General features: G+C 40.6%; 16 protein-coding genes. 11 read left to right on the top strand and 5 right to left on the bottom strand.

The features are described from left to right. Positions 1-3 precede the first annotated feature (3 nt). The 7 genes from ASU31_RS01535 to ASU31_RS01505 all read left to right on the top strand — a co-directional run bounded on the left by ASU31_RS01535 (position 4) and on the right by ASU31_RS01505 (position 8,076). A complete protein-coding gene (locus ASU31_RS01535; RefSeq protein ID WP_157257901.1) occupies positions 4-963 on the top strand; it encodes a FecR family protein in 960 nt (319 codons plus the stop codon). After that, the gene (locus ASU31_RS01530; RefSeq protein ID WP_057930628.1) at positions 963-2,699 is read left to right on the top strand and encodes an STN and carboxypeptidase regulatory-like domain-containing protein; all 1,737 of its coding nucleotides are present in this window, start codon (positions 963-965) and stop codon (positions 2,697-2,699) included. Before ASU31_RS01535 ends, ASU31_RS01530 begins: the two co-directional genes overlap by 1 nt. Before the next feature lie 74 nt (positions 2,700-2,773). After that, positions 2,774-5,260: a mechanosensitive ion channel domain-containing protein gene (locus ASU31_RS01525; RefSeq protein WP_083505233.1), complete on the top strand. Its 2,487-nt coding sequence runs from the start codon at positions 2,774-2,776 to the stop codon at positions 5,258-5,260. A gap of 27 nt (positions 5,261-5,287) precedes the next feature. After that, entirely contained in the window at positions 5,288-5,776 is a 489-nt protein-coding gene (locus ASU31_RS01520) for a putative immunity protein (protein ID WP_057930627.1), read from the top strand. 64 nt (positions 5,777-5,840) lie between these two features. Beyond that, entirely contained in the window at positions 5,841-6,359 is a 519-nt protein-coding gene (locus ASU31_RS01515; protein WP_057930626.1) for a DinB family protein, read from the top strand. Between the two features lie 92 nt (positions 6,360-6,451). Next, positions 6,452-7,057, top strand: a complete 606-nt coding sequence (locus tag ASU31_RS01510) for a YdeI/OmpD-associated family protein (RefSeq protein WP_057930625.1) — start codon at positions 6,452-6,454, stop codon at positions 7,055-7,057. Positions 7,058-7,107: 50 nt separating this feature from the next. Next, positions 7,108-8,076 (top strand): helix-turn-helix transcriptional regulator, encoded by a 969-nt coding sequence (locus ASU31_RS01505; protein ID WP_057930624.1) that lies wholly within the window; start codon positions 7,108-7,110, stop codon positions 8,074-8,076. Positions 8,077-8,416: 340 nt separating this feature from the next. Here ASU31_RS01505 and ASU31_RS01500 read toward each other — a convergent pair whose 3' ends face one another. Further along, positions 8,417-8,887, bottom strand: a complete 471-nt coding sequence (locus ASU31_RS01500; protein ID WP_057930623.1) for a DinB family protein — start codon at positions 8,885-8,887, stop codon at positions 8,417-8,419. 134 nt (positions 8,888-9,021) lie between these two features. Then, positions 9,022-9,414, bottom strand: a complete 393-nt coding sequence (locus ASU31_RS01495; RefSeq protein WP_057930622.1) for a winged helix-turn-helix transcriptional regulator — start codon at positions 9,412-9,414, stop codon at positions 9,022-9,024. Positions 9,415-9,506: 92 nt separating this feature from the next. Between ASU31_RS01495 and ASU31_RS01490 the strand changes: the two genes are divergently transcribed. Further along, positions 9,507-10,247, top strand: a complete 741-nt coding sequence (locus tag ASU31_RS01490) for an SDR family NAD(P)-dependent oxidoreductase (RefSeq protein ID WP_057930621.1) — start codon at positions 9,507-9,509, stop codon at positions 10,245-10,247. A 73-nt stretch (positions 10,248-10,320) separates the two neighbouring features. Here the strand turns inward: ASU31_RS01490 and ASU31_RS01485 are convergent, their stop codons facing one another. Continuing rightward, positions 10,321-11,079 (bottom strand): response regulator transcription factor, encoded by a 759-nt coding sequence (locus ASU31_RS01485; RefSeq protein ID WP_057930620.1) that lies wholly within the window; start codon positions 11,077-11,079, stop codon positions 10,321-10,323. Positions 11,080-11,164: 85 nt separating this feature from the next. Here ASU31_RS01485 and ASU31_RS01480 point away from each other — a divergent pair, with 85 nt between their 5' ends. The 3 genes from ASU31_RS01480 to ASU31_RS01470 are packed head-to-tail and all read left to right on the top strand — an operon-like array spanning position 11,165 to position 14,478. Beyond that, the gene (locus tag ASU31_RS01480; RefSeq protein ID WP_157257900.1) at positions 11,165-11,413 is read left to right on the top strand and encodes a hypothetical protein; all 249 of its coding nucleotides are present in this window, start codon (positions 11,165-11,167) and stop codon (positions 11,411-11,413) included. A gap of 5 nt (positions 11,414-11,418) precedes the next feature. Continuing rightward, positions 11,419-12,150 (top strand): DUF3667 domain-containing protein, encoded by a 732-nt coding sequence (locus ASU31_RS01475; RefSeq protein WP_057930618.1) that lies wholly within the window; start codon positions 11,419-11,421, stop codon positions 12,148-12,150. Positions 12,151-12,186: 36 nt separating this feature from the next. Further along, the gene (locus ASU31_RS01470; protein ID WP_209434944.1) at positions 12,187-14,478 is read left to right on the top strand and encodes an alpha-galactosidase; all 2,292 of its coding nucleotides are present in this window, start codon (positions 12,187-12,189) and stop codon (positions 14,476-14,478) included. 179 nt (positions 14,479-14,657) lie between these two features. On the opposite strand, the gene ASU31_RS01465 is transcribed toward ASU31_RS01470, so the two are convergent. Both ASU31_RS01465 and ASU31_RS01460 read right to left on the bottom strand, forming a co-directional pair. Next, on the bottom strand, positions 14,658-16,196 hold the full coding sequence (locus tag ASU31_RS01465; protein WP_057930617.1) for an FAD-dependent monooxygenase: 1,539 nt from the start codon (positions 16,194-16,196) through the stop codon (positions 14,658-14,660). Between the two features lie 76 nt (positions 16,197-16,272). Beyond that, positions 16,273-17,085, bottom strand: coding sequence for an AraC family transcriptional regulator (locus tag ASU31_RS01460; RefSeq protein ID WP_083505246.1), 813 nt, complete (start codon positions 17,083-17,085; stop codon positions 16,273-16,275). Positions 17,086-17,120 lie beyond the last annotated feature (35 nt).

Genomic DNA, 17,120 nt, shown 5'->3' with positions numbered 1-17,120 from the left:
CGCATGACTGATGAATTATTGATAAAGGTTCTTCTAAAAGAAAGTACTATAGAAGAAAACGAGATGGTAGAAAAGTGGCTAAATGCTGCCGAGGCCAATAAAAAGCATTTTACGCAGTTAGAAACCATCTGGCAGGTAAGCAACACCCTAAAAAACGAAAGCAAAAGGGACGAAGAACAGGCATGGACAAGTTTTAAGGCGAGAAGAGCGGATTTAAAACTACAGGACGAAAACATCAGGCCTTTAAATGCCGGTAAAGTGTGGCTAAGGATTGCTGCGGTATTGTTTATTGCCCTGGGCGGATGGATTGCATACAGTTTATACGGTCCTGGAAAATATACTGAACTCACGGCTACCGCTCAGGTTCGTACCGAGACCTTACCAGATGGATCGGCGTTGACCTTAAACAAGAATACCAAAATAAGTTATGCCGCTAACTTTAAAAACAACAGAAAACTGAAATTGGAACAAGGTGATGTGTTTTTTGATGTAGCGAAAGATAAAACGCATCCTTTTGTAATCGATATCGATAAGATAAGTGTAGAAGTAGTGGGTACCTCGTTCAACATTAAACATATAAAAAAGGATACCGAAATTAATGTAGAAACCGGAATTGTGAAGGTTCGCCTGGCCAATGACGAAGTTAAACTTTATAAGGGCGAAAAAATTATCATTAATGGCAATACCCGTAAACTGGTAAAAGAACAAAGTACAGATCAGCTTTACAACTATTATCGTAGCAATCTGTTTCAGGCGAATAATATTCCTTTATCCAAACTGGTAATTACTTTGAATGAGGCTTATGGAAGCAACATCACTTTGGATGAAAAGATTAAAGGCTTAACCATCAATACCACTTTAAAAATGGGCTCGATAAACCAGAACCTTGAGATTATCTGCCAAACCTTAAATTTACAGTTATCCCGTAACGGCAACACCCTTTTGTTGTCTGCTAAAAAATAATGAAGACAAGACTAATTATTTTATTACTCTTTATTTCGGGCTATTGTACAGCACAGGTTACCACAGTCGATTATAGAAGGAATTTATCCAAAGGAGTAAGCCTAAATGTTAAGCAAGAAAAGGTTGGCAATGTTTTGCAGATGTTAAGCAAAGCTGGTGGATTCTATTTTTCTTATAACGGTGTGCTGTTCAGGCAGGATAGTCTGGTTAGCCTGAATGTAAAGAATGTTCCGGTACGTGAAGTGTTAGATCAGCTATTTGATGGCAAGGTAGATTATAAAGAAAATGCCGAATACATTATTCTTCGCTATGCCGTAAATCATTTAACAATAGAAGCAGAGCACATTGCCAATGGCGATAATGAATATGCAATAAGCGGTTATGTGATTGATACCAGAACCGGAAATAAAGTTAAACAGGCCAGTGTTTACGAAAAAAAGCTGTTGCAGGCTGCGCTTACAGATAACAATGGTTATTTTACATTGCGTTTTAGGGGCGAGCACAGTGGCGTAATTTTAACGGCAAGTAAAGAAACCTATCGCGATACAGCCTTGGTTTTCCTGGCTGATATCAATATAAAACCTGAGAAATACGAAGATCCAGACAAAGAGAAAGGGGCATTTTTTACCAACACCTTTGGAGGGCGGGGCATATGGCGTTTTTTGCTCTCTTCTAAGCAACGTATCCAAAACCTGAATATTCCTGATTTTTTGGCGCAGACACCTTTTCAGGCATCGTTTACCCCTGGCTTAAGTTCGCATGGCAGCATGAGTTCTAGTGTAGTAAACAAGGCATCTTTAAATATACTTGGTGGTTATACTGCCGGAACAAATGGCTTTGAAATAGCGGGTGCGTTTAATTTAACCAAAGGTGATATTAAAAAGATTCAGGTAGCTGGCTTGTTCAATGTAGTGGGCGGATCAGTAAAAGGTACTCAATTTTCGGGTGCTTACAACGATGTAAATATGAATGTAGATGGTTTGCAGGTGGCCGGTTTGTTAAACAGGGTAGAAAGTAAGGTAAGAGGACTGCAACTGGCCGGGGTGGGCAATCTTGCGGGCAAAGATGTTAAAGGTGCGCAGGTAGCCGGACTAATTAATGTGAGCAAAAATACCACAGGGGTTCAGCTGGCAGGTGTATTGAATAAAACCTCAGGCCGTTTAAAGGGCATGCAGCTTGCCGGATTGGTTAACCAAGCTAAAAATATGAACGGCTTTCAATTGGGTGTGGTAAATCTGGCCGATTCATCATCGGGTATTAGTATCGGTTTGATTAATTTATCCAATAATGGCTACCGTAAAATAATGGTATATAGCAATGAGGTAATCAATACCAACATTGCCTTTAAAACCGGAAATGCCAAATTATATACCTTATTAATTGCAGGCAAAAATTTTTCTGATACTGCCCGGACATTTACTTTTGGATTAGGCCTTGGTCATGATTTTATCTTAAACAAACGTTTTGCTATCTCTGCCGAAGGAACGATCCAATCCATATATCTCGGCAATGTTGAAGAAGCAAACAGCCTCTACAGGCTACAGGCAAATCTGCAGTTTAACGCTTTGTCGAGGCTTACTATTTTTGCAGGACCTGCATACTCGTATTACGTGAAGGGAGAAGCAATTCCTGGCGAAAATTATAAAAAGGAAGTGGCACCTGCCTGGAGCCATCATTTTAAAAACGGTGCACAAGGTTGGTTAGGCTGGAACTTTGGCCTTAGTGTTTCGTTGTAAGCGCGGTGTTTTGCTGGCTTCGTTGTTTGAATTACGGGGCATTTTCTGTAATATTGATTAAGTTCATTTTGCTTATGCCTTTGAAAATTTATCGTACTTATTTGTTGGTGGGTGTTTGCCTGCTGATCTGCTTTGCCGTTCGGGCTCAAAAACAAGATAGTACGCCACTTGGTGCATTAACAGATAGCACCAAAAAAGGATTCGTGGCCAAAATGCAGGAGTTTGGCCGTAGGGCTGCCATAAAGAGCAAAGGCGAATTCGAAGCCGATAAAGCTACACTCGCGCAGACCAAAATCTTCGATGAAATCAGAACGGTGATGCAAAAAGCAAAAATGTATCTGAAAACAAGTGTGGATACTGTAGGAACAAAAGCCGAATTGGAGCAGATAAAGAAAGATTTTATGCTCGCCGGAGATGGTGTTTTTACCAATAAAGGAACCGCTCAGACTTTTAGAAACCTTACTGCTACCTCAAAGATTATAAATGAACTGCTTAATAAAGCCAAAGTAAGGAAAACGGGTCTTGATTTGCGGCAACAGGAGCTCAATAATTTCCGTTATCGTTTAGATTCTCTTTCGAGCGTACCTGCACTATTTAAGTTTCCCACAGATTCTTTAGAATTGATGGGCTACCTAAAGAAAATTTCAGTTGTTGCCTACGAAATAGCACCCATTGATACCGCCCTTAAACAGGCCAGCGGAAATATCCAAACACTTCTTAACCAGGTTAATTTAGAAGTGTCAAGCCTTCAGGTAAGTCTTGATGAAATTGATATCTATCAACGTAAAATGGCTTATAATGCCTTTGGGAGAGATTTTGGTAATATTTGGGAGCCGGCAGGTTTTTATAGGCCATTTGACGAAATTTTAAACTTCTCTAAAATAAAAGGTTTACTCACGCTGGGCTTTTATTCCGAAAACAATTCGGGCAAACTACTCATATTGTTTTTGCTAATAGCTATTTCGTTTATATACCTTCGCTCGCTAAAGCGGATATATACTTCAAGAGAACTTTTAAAAGCGGATTTCGAGGGCCAGCTTGTATTGCGCTACCCGCTGGCATCTGCAATACTGCTAGTGCTCAGTCTCTTTCAGTTCATCTTTATATCACCTCCCTTTATTCTCAGTGTTTTACTGTGGTTAATCTCATGTATTTGTCTAACCATCATTTTTAAAGGGTATATTTCAAAATATTGGCTTCGTGTATGGGGCATTATGGTGCTGTTTTTTATTTTGGCTGCGGCTGATAATTTGATTTTGCAGGCTTCCAGAACAGAGCGTTGGTTTATATTGATTGCAGCTGTTATTGGCGTAGTATCAGGTCTTATCATACTCTTACAGAAAAAGCAACAGGAACTTAGGGAAAAATGGATTATGTACTCCATAGGCTTTATGGTGCTGCTTGAAGTATTTGCTGTTTTTGCCAATATATTTGGTCGCTATAACCTTTCCAAAACACTTTTTATTGGTGGTTATCTGAATGTGGTTATCGCTATTCTTTTTTTATGGGTAGTAAGGTTTATTAATGAAGGTTTGTTATTGGCATTTGATGTATATACCGTTCAGGACAAGAAACTTTTCTATCTCAATTTTGAGCGCGTAGGAAAAAAAGCACCATTACTACTTTATGTGTTGCTGGTATTTGGTTGGTTAATTTTAATGGGCCGTAACTTTCCTGCTTTCGAATATCTTGCAAAGCCCCTCGGTAATTTCTTTAGTCAGGATAGAACGATTGGTAATTATACCTTTAGCATTAATGGTTTAGTACTGTTTGTGGCCATAATGGCTATTTCGGTATTGGTCTCTAAAATTGTCTCTTTCTTTGCGTCTGATGAGCACTTAGCGGCTGATAAAGATAGTAAGCAAAAAAAACGTGGACTTGGCAGCTGGATTTTATTGGTCAGGATTTTTATCCTGAGCATTGGCTTATTTTTAGCAATTGCAGCTGCAGGTATCCCGATGGATCGGATTACCATTGTACTTGGAGCACTTGGTGTTGGTATTGGTTTTGGTTTGCAAACGCTGGTGAACAACCTGGTAAGTGGCCTGATCATTGCTTTTGAAAAGCCGGTGAATGTTGGCGATATCGTTGATGTTGATGGCCAGGGAGGCACGATGAAATCGATCGGTTTTAGAAGTAGTGTAATCTCTACCTGGGATGGTGCTGATGTGGTAATGCCCAACGGAGACCTTTTAAATTCGCACTTGGTTAACTGGTCGCTGGCCGGAAACCGTAAAAGAGTAGCCATAGTGCTCGGCATTGCTTACAATTCCGACTTAGAAAAATGCAGGCGTATAATTGTCGAGGTATTGGATGCCGAACAACGGATAAATAAAAACCCAGGGCCAGTAGTGCAATATGAACAGTTTGGCGCAAGTACTATCGATTTAAAGATTTATTTCTGGGCGAAACACATCCGCGAAGCCTATGCAATCCGAAGCGACCTGATTGTGGCCATTTCTGAGGCATTCAACGCCAATAACATTTCCATTCCTTTTCCACGTCAGGATGTACACCTGTTCTATCCCAACAAGGAAGGAGAAGAACCCCAAACCGAATAAAAAATGGATTAAAATACATTAAAATTTATGCCGACTATATCTAAAATTAAAATAGTTGATGATAGCGATCTAAGGGCTGAAATTGATAATATTTACGAGAAAACAGATCAGGTTTCTCTATCAAAGTGGGCAATTAAGTGTGCCAAAAATGTATTAACCTGTGTGCCAGATGAAAATATAGATTTATCCATTATTGAAATCGGATTCGAAATAAATAAACGTTGGCAAGTTGGAAAAGCAAGTGTTCACGAGGTTAGACAGGCAGGTTTCAGAATTCATGAGCTTGCCCGGGCGTGTAACGCAGAGGTGATGAAAAATGCCATTCGAACGGCCGGTCAGGCGGTAGGTGTTGGGCACATGAGGGAGCATGCTATGGTATGCGCTGATTACGCAATTAAAACTATTGGCCTAGCCTTCGATAAAGATTTAAATCGGATTAAAGCCGAACGTATCTGGCAATTGGAAACATTAAAAAAGATAATAGCCATGGAAGGAGAAGAGCCTCAAGCCGAATAAAAAATGTTTTAATTAAGGTAATGGTTTCCTTAAATCGTATTTAAAATTTTAAAAATAAATATCAATGGCGCAACAATTAGAAGTTTGGCAAAGAGGGCCACTACCTGAAATTATTCCGATGTTACAGCCGGTAGCACATGCCTTATTACAAGCAAGAGAAGAGATTAATGAGTATATGGTCGAATTCCCAATCGAACTGCTTTGGCAACGCCCCGCCGGAATGGCATCTACAGGCTTTCATCTTCAGCATTTAAGTGGAGTGCTTGATCGGGTATTTACTTATGCCAGGGCAGAAGGTCTTTCTGAATTTCAGTTTGCCCAGTTGGCTGAAGAGGGTAAAGATTCGGCAGCGGGATATACCGTGGCAGATCTTGTTAACCGTTTCAACAAACAGGTAGATCTTGCATTAGCGCAGATCAAAAGTACAGATGCAAACACATTGCCCGATTATAGAGGCGTAGGTCGCGCCGGACTCCCTTCAACTGTTATCGGCTTGTTGTTCCATGCAGCAGAGCATACCATGCGCCATGTAGGGCAATTGATGGTTACCGTAGCAGTAGTGAAGAATTCTAAAGAAGTTTAAAATCGCGACTGCCATAGGGTTGTCACTCTACCTGCTAAATTTGCTGCATAGTTTAAATAATTTATGTACAATCTGTTCAGGAAAATTATTTTATGGATTGCGAAATAGCGGAAAACAAAGTAAAGGATATAGAAACTTTTCGTCCGGGCAGCGTTGAAGAATGGCGGAACTGGCTGATGGAGCATCACGATTCTAAATCGTCGGTTTGGCTTGTTTATAGCAAGAAAGGTTCTGGCTTGTCTAGCATTACCTGGAGCGAAGCTGTAGATGAGGCCCTTTGTTTCGGTTGGATAGACAGTTTAAAAAAGTCGATAGATAGCGACACGTTTATGCAGTTTTTCTGTAAACGGAAAGCCAATAGCGTTTGGTCGAAAATCAATAAGGAAAAGGTAAAACGCCTGTTGGCACAAAAACTTATCGCAAAAGCAGGTTTAGAAGCCATTAAAAAGGCCAAACAAAATGGGGCATGGGTAGCTTTAGATGCAGTAGAAACACTTAAAATACCTAAAGATTTAGCCTTAGAATTTAAAAACAGTAAAGACGCAAAGATTTTTTTTCTTGGCCTAAGTAAATCTGCTAAGAAAGCCATCTTACAGTGGATCGTAATGGCAAAAAAAGCAGAAACCCGGCAAAACAGAATTCTTGAACTTGTAAAATCCTCATCAGAAAACGTATTGCCAAAGCAATTTCTCCGCTAGGAGGCAAACAATCTAACTTAGCTGTTTAATTAAATACCTACATTTTTAAAATGGATATTACCAAAAGATTTGACCGGATACTACAGATATTTTTTCTGCTGCAATCTAAATCCGTAGTCACTACAGATGAATTACAAAAGCGGTTCGAAATCAGTTTAAGAACGATTTACAGGGATTTAAAAGCCCTGGAGATTGCCGGTATTCCGATCCTAAATGAATTAGGATCTGGTTATTCGATTATGGAAGGGTTTAGGCTGCAGCCATCAAGGTTTAGCCAGGAAGAAATTCTCAGTTTAATGGTTGCCGAAAAAGTGATGCAGAAACATGAAACCCAATTTGTTAAAAAACATTTTGAGGCAGCACTTATCAAAATAAAAAGCTCTTTTCAGGTGAATCAAAAAAGAGATTTCCTGCATTTAGAAGATACCATACATCTTAAAAACGATTTTAAATCTAATGATTACCTGCCTAACATTATCGATGTTTTACTCAACAGTACTTTAAGAAAAAAAATAACCCATATCGATTACCTCAAAAGCGGCGATATTCATACGGTTGGCAGATCTGTAGAGCCAATCGGTGTATTCTACGAACACAGTCTTTGGTATCTTTTAGCCTATTGCCATTTAAGAAAAGATTACCGCAATTTTAGGTTAGACAGGATTAAAAAAGTTTTGGTACTTGAAGAAAACTTCACCATTACACACCCACCAATTAACGAATTCAGGGATAAAAGTCTATCTGAAAATATGATGAAAGTCGAAATTAGGGTAGACCGGAAGTATGCACATTTTTTATATTGGGAACGACAGATTTTCGGATTTACAGGCGAAGAAATTTCAGATGATTTTGTGATCATGTATTTCGACAGTTCCCTTTCTGAAGTTTCTTTTGTACGCTGGTTTGTGAAATTTGTTGATGTTGCTGAAATTATAGAACCAGCCCATTTAAACAACGAGCTGATTGAAATAATGGAATCTGGTTTGAAGAGATTAAAAAACAAAGCGGCCATATCATAAATATAGAATTGTCATTCTAAAGGATAATTTATTTTATAAAAATTAATATAAATGACAGGAAATGTTAATGGAGATAAATTGTCTCAAAATATCGTCATTGCGAGAAGGAACGACGAAGCAATCTTTCCTGCTAGCCATCCTTGCTAGAAAGATTGCTTCGTCGGCTGAAAAAGCCTTCTCGCAATGACGACCACCCTACTGGACGCTGTCATTGATAGCCTGTCGAAGGACTTATTTAAATACCTCATAAGGTGTTTCGACAGGCTCTCCATAGGAGTCCTTTGGACAACATGACAGCATCTGAGGTGAAATAGCCTTTATGATACAGTCTCTTGCTTTTTTAATAACGGTCCCAGAAAAATGGAGGCTCAATACCTAAGGCCCTTAAGTATACAAAACCTTGTCCGCGGTGGTGTATTTCGTTATCAATGAAATACAAAAGGTGACTAATTATCGAAAACTCATACTGCCCGAATAATTTAATGGTTTCGTGAAGCTGATCTTCGGAGATCTGGTTAAAGTACTCCACAATTTTTGGGGTATCCTCATCCCATTTTGCTAGTAGCTCTTCCTTGGTATTCAGTGGAAGATCATGACTAAAAGGCGCTGTTTCTCTGGTAACCATTTCTTTTAAACCAGGAACATTAATTGATAACAACTCTTTAATTAATGAAGAAAAAGGCCTCATTCCACCTACAGAAAATTCGAATAATTCTTTCTCGGGAAATTTTTCAATGGTTTTTCTGGTTAGTTTTCTGTGGCCTAACCAATGCTGTAGTAATTCGCTTTTAGTAATCATAGTTGCTGACATCTTGTTATATTAATTTAATAAAACAAAACTAAGACAGGCCTATGACAGCTGTTTGTCAGTCGAAAAACAGCGTGTTATTTTTTTATTAAAATTTCTATTTTTTAGAATCTGGTAAGCAGGATATCAAGATTCTTTTACTGCTCCAGTGCTATAGTAACGGATAAATCTTGTGTTTGGTTGATATGCTTCCGATACATATTGCCCCAGTCAGACATCGCATCCAGCATTGGTTTCATGGTACGGCCCAAATCGGTTAGGCGATATTCTACTCTTGGCGGTACCTCTGGAAAAACAACCCGGGTAATGATCTGGTCTTTCTCCAGTTCTCTTAACTGCGCCACCAACATCCGTTCTGATATGCCAATAATGTCTTTTTTAAGCTCGCCATAGCGCATGGTGCCATAAGAAAGGCGACACAATATAGCGGGTTTCCACCTTCCGCCGATTACCGCTAGCGATGAGGACATGCCACAGCTGTCGATCATCATTTTTTCGTTCAAAGCATTCGTTGATGTTTCTTTTCTCATTTCTTACTTTTTTGTTAGTACCTAACAATTTGTTGCTTACCTGCAAATGTAAAGTATCTCTTTTACTTTAGCATAAAATTTAAAAAATACAGATGAAAAAATTAACAGATAAAATTGCGTTGGTAACCGGAGGAAGCCGGGGCATAGGTGCAGCGATTGTAAAAAGATTGGCTGCTGAAGGTGCAAAAGTGGTATTTACATATGCAAATTCACCAGAAAAAGCTTCAGCCGTAGTGGCTGAGGTTGAAGCTGCGGGTGGGCTTGCTGTGGCATTAAAAGCAAGCAGTACCGTACCAGCTGAAGTAACTGGCGCGGTGGCTAAAACAATTGCCGATTTTGGTCACATTGATATCCTGATCAATAATGCCGGTATTTACATTGGCAAAGCATTTGAAGAACATACCCTTGAAGATTACAACGAAATTATGGCCGTTAATGTACAAGCAGTTTTTGTGGCCGCTTTGGCTGCGGTAAAAGGCATGCCCGAAGGTGGCCGGATCATTACCATTGGTAGCAATATGGGTGATAACGCGGTTGGTCCTGAAACTACTTTGTATACCATGAGCAAATCGGCACTTCAGGGTTTTACACGCGGTTTAGCACGCGATCTTGGTGCCCGAAAAATTACGGTAAACCTGATTCAGCCCGGACCAATCAATACCGATATGAATCCCGCAGATGCACCGTTAGCTGATTTCTTGAGAACCCGTATGGCTTTGCCAGATTATGGTACTGTAGAAGATATTGCATCATTTGTAAGCTTTATTGCAAGCGAAGAAGCTAGGTACATCACTGGCTCGTTTTTAACAATCGATGGTGGGTTGAACGCTTAAACCGATCGCTAATGAAGCCTGGCTTTGGTCGGGAGGCAAGGCCCGACCAAAATATTGTAAAAAATGGATGAGACTAAATCATCTTGCTGTTGACTGCACGCGAAAGTGCTTCAACCATGTTAGTCACTTCCAATCGTTCAAAAATCCGTCGCCTATAATACTTTACGGTATCAGGAGCGACAAATATTTTTTTGGCAATTTGGTTAATGGTTAAACCTTGGGCATGTAGTTGCAATATTTCGATTTCCCTTTTGCTGAGTTTTGGTTTCTCTGATTTCTGCCAGATTTTACTTTCGATATTTAACGCCCACAACTCATCGCTACCTTGTTTGTAAATACAGATATTACCTGCCTGCTGATGGTGCGAAATAGAGACAATACACATCGCTTTCCACAACTTTCCTTCGCCGGTTAAAAATAAGGGGGTCAGTTTATGGTTAATCAACGTGGATTTACCTTCCTGGTTTTTCAGATGAAAATCGTAAGTAATGCTATAGTGTTTTTTTTCTCCACCAGGCAATTTTGCAAAGAAATCAAATCCCGCTTCGTTAATCAGACTCAATAATACGAGATCCTTTTCAGGTACATTTTTAAAATAAAATTCATAGCCTAAATCCAATACCTCTTCAGGCGAATAACCACCTAAAAATAAAGGGTTTTCTGAGACATACTCAAACGCCATTTTTTCGTAATCGATCACATACACACTTTCATAGGTTAAGCGCGCAAAAGCTTTTATAGCTTCCATGTAATCTTGCTGCTGAAGATCTTCGGCTGATATTTTTTCAACCTTATTTTTAGTCAGCAGAGTGGAGGTAATGTTATTTTTCATTTACGGGATGGCTTAATAGCAAATTTACACTAAAGTGTAGTCGTTGAAAATATTTTTGTGCCCACTTTTACAGAAAAGATTTTGAATGATGAAAAAATGGTCTGAATTAAGCCTGGCAGAATTGAATAAAACCAGGTCGAAGTTAAAGGGTGCCTTAATTGGATTTATCATATTTGGAGTACTTATTTCCCTAGCCTTGTTTTTTCTCAAGGCAAAATTGGTGTTATTTATCCCAGTAATGGTGCTGCCCATCACCTGGTTGCCTATTTATATCTCTTTAAAATCGGTAAATGATGAGATCAGATTACGTAATGCAACAAATATTAATCAATAAATTATATGCATCCTGATCTAATAAAGTGCAGAAACTGCAGCCATGTTGTAAATGATGATTTCTGCGGCCGTTGTGGTCAGCCGGCACATGTTAAAAGGGTAGATGCGCACTATATCTTACATGAAATACAACATATTCTACATTTCGAAAAAGGAATATTGTTTACCGTAAAAGAACTGCTCATCAGGCCTGGGCAAAATATCAGAACATTCATTACCGAGAACCGGAGTAGATTGGTAAAGCCGGTTATATTTATCATCGTTAGCTCGTTAATCTATACAGTAATTAGTCATTTCTTCCATATTGAAGAAGGTTATGTTGAATTTAAGGAGGTAAAAAAAACAAGCATTGGTTTAATTTTCGATTGGATACAGGGGCATTATGGTTACGCCAATATTTTAATGGGTGTTTGCATTTCCTTGTGGTTAAAGCTGTTTTTTAAAAAATACAGCTACAACTTCTTCGAAATATTGATTCTACTGTGCTTTGTTATGGGGATTGGCATGTTAATCATTTCTGCTTTTGCGATTGCCGAAGGACTTAGTAAAATCAGTTTCATGAAAGTTTCGGGTGTTATAGTGGCAGTCTATAGTACATGGGCCATAGCTCAGTTTTTTAACGGGAAAAAAGTGGCGAGTTACTTAAAAGCAATTATTGCTTATAGCTTGGGAATGTTAACATTTGGCTTTGTGTTAGTATTTTTGGGCGTTTCAATCGATTTATTGATGAAACATTAAACGTTCGTAAAATCTCTACAATTTCTATATTTTAGCATGACTGATAACAAAGAAATGCTGAAATTCACGGGGCTGAAAAGTACAATCGCCCGAAAACTAACCAAATCGCCAGGAGGCAGCACCAATCTGCTTTATAAAGCAGTTGTATTACTGTTTGCGATGGTTCTAAATTATGGATTTACCGAATCCCTGGCCCAGCAAACTCCAGTTTGGAAAAGCGCACAGGATAATTTGAGTACTGTAGATTGGCTTGTTCATGCAGAAGGCCACCCTGCAGCTGTTTTTAAAAGTGCAGATCAAAAAGATCTTATTTTAAGCAATGGCCTGCTTAAACGCGCATTCCGTTTGTCACCAAATGTGGCCTGTACCGATCTTCGCAATCTGACTACCGGTGAGCAGTTGCTCCGGTCAATTAAACCAGAGGCTCAGGTGAGCATTAACGGCAAAAAATACAATATTGGCGGTTTATATGGCCAGACAGAAAATGCCTACATTACTACTGGTATGTTGGCTAGTTTGAAAGCGAATGAAAGGGATTTTCAGTTCCAGAGTTATGAAATCACTGCATTGCCACAGTTTATCAAATGGAAACCAGGCTCGATGTGGACGGCCAACAAGAAAAATCCAACAGGCAAAACACTAATATTTACCTATAAAAGTGCAGACGCTAAACTAAGTGGTATTTTGGTTAAGGTAAATTATGCATTGTATGATGGCCTCCCATTGATGACCAAATGGGTTACCATAGAGAATAAAACGAATGCTTCTATTAAGGTTGATCAGGTGGTAAATGAAATCCTGGGCGTAGTAGAAGAAGAAAGCGCTGTTGTGGGCAGCACCGATAAAATGAAAACACCACATGGTATTTATATCGAAAGTAATTTTGCCTTTAACAATGCCATGAAGTACAGCTTAAGCGATCAGAGCACGCATTGGAAGGCCGATAGCCTTTATACCTCGCAGGTGAATTACGACAAAACCACTCCTTGTTTATTGGAAGTATACCCTGATAAAGGCGTGAATGTTGAACTGGCTGCAGGCGAAGTATTCAGCTCTATCCGAACTAACGAGCTTTTAATGGATAGTTATGATAGGGAAAGGCGGGGTTTAGCGATTCGTAAAATGTACCGGGTTATCGCACCGTGGACAACTCAAAATCCAATCTTTATGCACCTGGTGAGCAAGAACGATCAACAGGTAAAGAACGCCATTGATCAATGTGCAGCAACTGGATACGAAGCCCTGATTTTAAGTTTTGGCAGTCACCTGAACATGGAAGATTCTACCGCATCAAATATCCGGAAATGGAAAGGCCTTGCCGAATATGCCCATGCTAAAAATATAAAGATTGGCGGTTATTCGCTTTTTAGTTCCAGAAGAATTAGTGATGACGATGATGTGATTAGTCCATTGACTGGAAAACCCGGTGGCGCCTTTTTTGGTAATGCACCATGTTTTGGTAGTAAATGGGGCTTGAGTTATCGCGACAAAATCAAATACTTTTTTCAGAAAACAGGACTCGATATCTGGGAAAACGACGGTCCTTACCCTGGCGATGTATGTGCCTCAACCACTCATCCGGGGCACAAAGGGCTGGCTGATAGCCAATGGACACAGATGGAAATGCAAAAGGAACTTTACCACTGGCTAAGTGAACGGGGCGTTTATATCAATGCACCCGACTGGTACTTTTTAGATGGTACCAATAAAATTGCAATCGGCTATCGTGAAGTGAATTTTTCGTTGCCAAGGGCTAATCAGATGATTTTGAACCGACAGAATATTTTTGATGGTACCTGGGAGAAAACACCGAGTATGGGCTGGGGTTTTGTGCCACTTACGGCCTACCAGGGAGGAGGAGCAGAAGCTGTGCTCGAGCCACTCGCCGATCACCTGAAAGATTATAAACAATTGATGATGCAATATTATGGGGCAGGGGTGCAGGCCTGTTATCGTGGCCCTCGTTTGTATGATACTGAAACCACCAAAGAAACCGTAAAAAGTGTGATCAATTGGTACAAACAGTATCGAGATATTCTCAATAGCGACATTATCCACCTACGCAGGGCCGATGGCAGAGATTGGGATGGTATTTTACATGTAAACCCTAGGCTGAAAACAAAGGGCTTGTTAATGGTATATAATCCTTTGGACCAGGATATAGAAAGGGTAATATCAGTTCCTTTGTATTATGCAGGCATAACCCATAATGTTGTTGTAACCGATGAAACAGGAAAGAAAACAAGCCATGTGGTAGATGCGGTACATAAAATTCAACTTAAAATCAAAATCAAGGCAGAAGGATATACCTGGTTTAAAATGGAGTGAACGGTTGAAATATTGCCAAAAAAATAAGGCTGTATCATAAATATAATTGTCATCCTGAGCCTGTCGAAGGACTTGCGTAAATGTTTTGCAAGGCGTTTCGACAGGCTCAACGTGACAGTATAGATGAGATTTAGAACTTATGATCGTCCTCTTTTTATGTTAACCAAAACTCTGATTTTTTATACAAACCACGTTGCTATTGCTTTTTGCAGTTCGCCAATGTCTATCACATTATCTGTAGCCCAGGCTACAATTCCATCGGGACGGATCAATATCGCACATAAGCCAAATTGATTTTTTGCAGTTGCCGAAATATAATCTATTTGGCTGTATTCACTAGCCAACTTTTGGAGTGAAGTATTGTGGTCAAAATCAAGCAGTATTCCTCGGCCATCCTGCATCAGTTCACCAATTTTTGTCCCATTTTCAAATTCAAAGTTGGGAACAGTGCAACCAACCAGCAGATGCTTTCCACCAAGACTAATTCGGGTAGAAACGCCCCAAATCCTTCCAGCAAAATAGGTGGCACCATCAGTGGTATTGATAAGGTCGGTAATTATGGCGTGTAATGCGCGGGCATTGGGTTCGGGTTTCATAATTGCTGCCTGCGCGCGAGACCAATCCAGTACCTGTGCACCAATTGGATATCGTTCTGTGTCATAACTGTCCAATAAACCTTCAGGAGCTTTTCCGTGGATGGTGGCCGCGAGTTTCCAGCCCAGGTTCATGGCATCGCCCAAACCCAGGTTAAGCCCCTGGCCGCCTAAAGGTGCATGAATGTGTGCCGCATCGCCAGCTAAAAGTATGCGTCCGCTGCGGTAGCTTGTGGCTTGCCTTGCGCGGTCGGTCCAGGTGCTTGCAATATGGAGCGTACTGATGGTAACATCGGTGTTTGAAACACGGCGTAGTACCTCTTGCAAATGTTCACGCGTAACTGGCTTTGCCGAACCATGAAATGTACCACCGTCAAAATCCTGTATGGCCAGATAACCTGGCTGCGATTGCATGTACATACCTGTTGGCGTTACGTTTCGGCCTGGTTTAAGCAATTCCGGATTGAGGATGTCTACCCTAGCTGAATAACCGGTAAATTCAGGCTCAGTTCCGGCAAATTCGAAGCCACCCGTTTTGCGTACCACACTTCGGCTGCCATCGCAGCCCACAAGCCATTTACTTTCGAAAGATTGCCCACCCGCCTGTACAGTTACACCTTCGTTATTTTGATGGAAGGTCGTAACGGCAAAACCTCGTTTAATTTCAACGCCTAAGGTTGCTGCACGCCGGGAAAGTACCGTCTCCAGCTCCTCCATTTCGGTAATTAAACTAGTAGGTGTAGACCCTGGTAGACGATATTTCCATTGCGTGGTATCGATATCACCGTCGTGAAATGGAATGCCAGCGAAGTGACCTGCCTGGAGACGTGGCCCCTGAACGGCATTTTGGTGAGGATTTTTAAGGTGTTTATGTATTTCAAGTTCTTGCAGCAAACCACGGCGATAAAGCGCTTCAATGGTTGGTGCTGATAAGCCGCGGATACCGAAAGGAAGCCGTTTTAAAGGCGAGTGAGCCTCCAGTGTTTTTTCGAGTATCAACACCGAACATTTGGCTAAAGCCAATTCGCAGGCCAGGAACAGGCCTACAGGGCCGGCACCAGAAATAATAACATCGTAAAAAGTAGGTGTGTGTTTGTTTTTTTTACTTTTAATTGTTGTGTTCATATCCTATGATTAAAACACAAAATTCTGGAATGCTTAGGCATTAGGCTTGTATAAACGCGACAATTCTCCGGTGGGTTCAGGACGAGAGATTAAGCAGGTCGCTGCTTAACACTTGTTTGCCTTTCTTTGCTTTTCGGGCGAATGCTGCAGGGCTAGTGCCACTATAACGTTTAAATTCTCTGCTCAAATGAGGTTGATCGGTATAACCAAACTCATGCGCCAAACTGGCCAGGTTGGCATCTGGATCATGCCATAATCGGTTGCGTACCTGCTCAAAACGCATCAGGCCCGATACATCTTTAACCGTATGGCCTGAAGATCGTTTAAAGTTCCTTTCCAGTGTGCGCACCGTCACATGGGCCGCCGCCGCAACCTCACTCACCGGTATGGTACCCTTTGCTTCCTGCATGGCAATCCCGGCTTTGAACAACATGCTGTTCGCAGCAACCTGCGCCCTTGCCTGTAAGAAATACTGCTTTACCGTTGCCACCGCCTCATCTATTTTTCCATCAAGAATAAACGCATTCAGTTTGGGTTGAAGCTGGGCCATGGGGTGCTCAAATAGATGTAATCCATGTTTGTTGGATGGGAGACCGAGCAAATCGAATACAGTCCATGGAAAGCACCTGATCCCAATGATCTCAAAACGGTTTTTCGTGTAAAAAATAGCAGGCTGATTAAGTAATCCCATCATAAAAGGTGAGGGTAAGGGCTGCAATTCACCATTGGAAGAAATGTTACAGCTGCCAAAGTGAAAAATGATCTCTGTATAACCATCAGGTACAACTTCAAAGCCTGATAGTTCTGCTCCAGATAATCTTCTGTTGTACCAAAAGCACTTTATCGTATCCTGCAGCTCCTCTGGAGGTTCGAATTCTTGATGATGCATTTTGAATGGCGGCATATTCGAGGGTATTGGATGTA

This window comes from Pedobacter ginsenosidimutans, assembly GCF_001442625.1.
GTDB lineage: Bacteria > Bacteroidota > Bacteroidia > Sphingobacteriales > Sphingobacteriaceae > Pedobacter > Pedobacter ginsenosidimutans.
This window is presented reverse-complemented; position numbering and strand designations above follow the sequence as displayed.

Excerpts from the sequence above, each read along its gene's own strand:
- ASU31_RS01465 (WP_057930617.1), bottom strand. The coding sequence starts at position 16,196 with ATGAACACAACAATTAAAAGTAAAAAAAACAAACACACACCTACTTTT.
- ASU31_RS01505 (WP_057930624.1), top strand. The coding sequence starts at position 7,108 with ATGGATATTACCAAAAGATTTGACCGGATACTACAGATATTTTTTCTG.
- ASU31_RS01520 (WP_057930627.1), top strand. The coding sequence starts at position 5,288 with ATGCCGACTATATCTAAAATTAAAATAGTTGATGATAGCGATCTAAGG.
- ASU31_RS01510 (WP_057930625.1), top strand. The coding sequence starts at position 6,452 with ATGGATTGCGAAATAGCGGAAAACAAAGTAAAGGATATAGAAACTTTT.
- ASU31_RS01530 (WP_057930628.1), top strand. The coding sequence starts at position 963 with ATGAAGACAAGACTAATTATTTTATTACTCTTTATTTCGGGCTATTGT.
- ASU31_RS01535 (WP_157257901.1), top strand. The coding sequence starts at position 4 with ATGACTGATGAATTATTGATAAAGGTTCTTCTAAAAGAAAGTACTATA.
- ASU31_RS01525 (WP_083505233.1), top strand. The coding sequence starts at position 2,774 with ATGCCTTTGAAAATTTATCGTACTTATTTGTTGGTGGGTGTTTGCCTG.
- ASU31_RS01490 (WP_057930621.1), top strand. The coding sequence starts at position 9,507 with ATGAAAAAATTAACAGATAAAATTGCGTTGGTAACCGGAGGAAGCCGG.
- ASU31_RS01495 (WP_057930622.1), bottom strand. The coding sequence starts at position 9,414 with ATGAGAAAAGAAACATCAACGAATGCTTTGAACGAAAAAATGATGATC.
- ASU31_RS01515 (WP_057930626.1), top strand. The coding sequence starts at position 5,841 with ATGGCGCAACAATTAGAAGTTTGGCAAAGAGGGCCACTACCTGAAATT.
- ASU31_RS01480 (WP_157257900.1), top strand. The coding sequence starts at position 11,165 with ATGATGAAAAAATGGTCTGAATTAAGCCTGGCAGAATTGAATAAAACC.
- ASU31_RS01475 (WP_057930618.1), top strand. The coding sequence starts at position 11,419 with ATGCATCCTGATCTAATAAAGTGCAGAAACTGCAGCCATGTTGTAAAT.
- ASU31_RS01460 (WP_083505246.1), bottom strand. The coding sequence starts at position 17,085 with ATGCATCATCAAGAATTCGAACCTCCAGAGGAGCTGCAGGATACGATA.
- ASU31_RS01470 (WP_209434944.1), top strand. The coding sequence starts at position 12,187 with ATGACTGATAACAAAGAAATGCTGAAATTCACGGGGCTGAAAAGTACA.
- ASU31_RS01485 (WP_057930620.1), bottom strand. The coding sequence starts at position 11,079 with ATGAAAAATAACATTACCTCCACTCTGCTGACTAAAAATAAGGTTGAA.
- ASU31_RS01500 (WP_057930623.1), bottom strand. The coding sequence starts at position 8,887 with ATGTCAGCAACTATGATTACTAAAAGCGAATTACTACAGCATTGGTTA.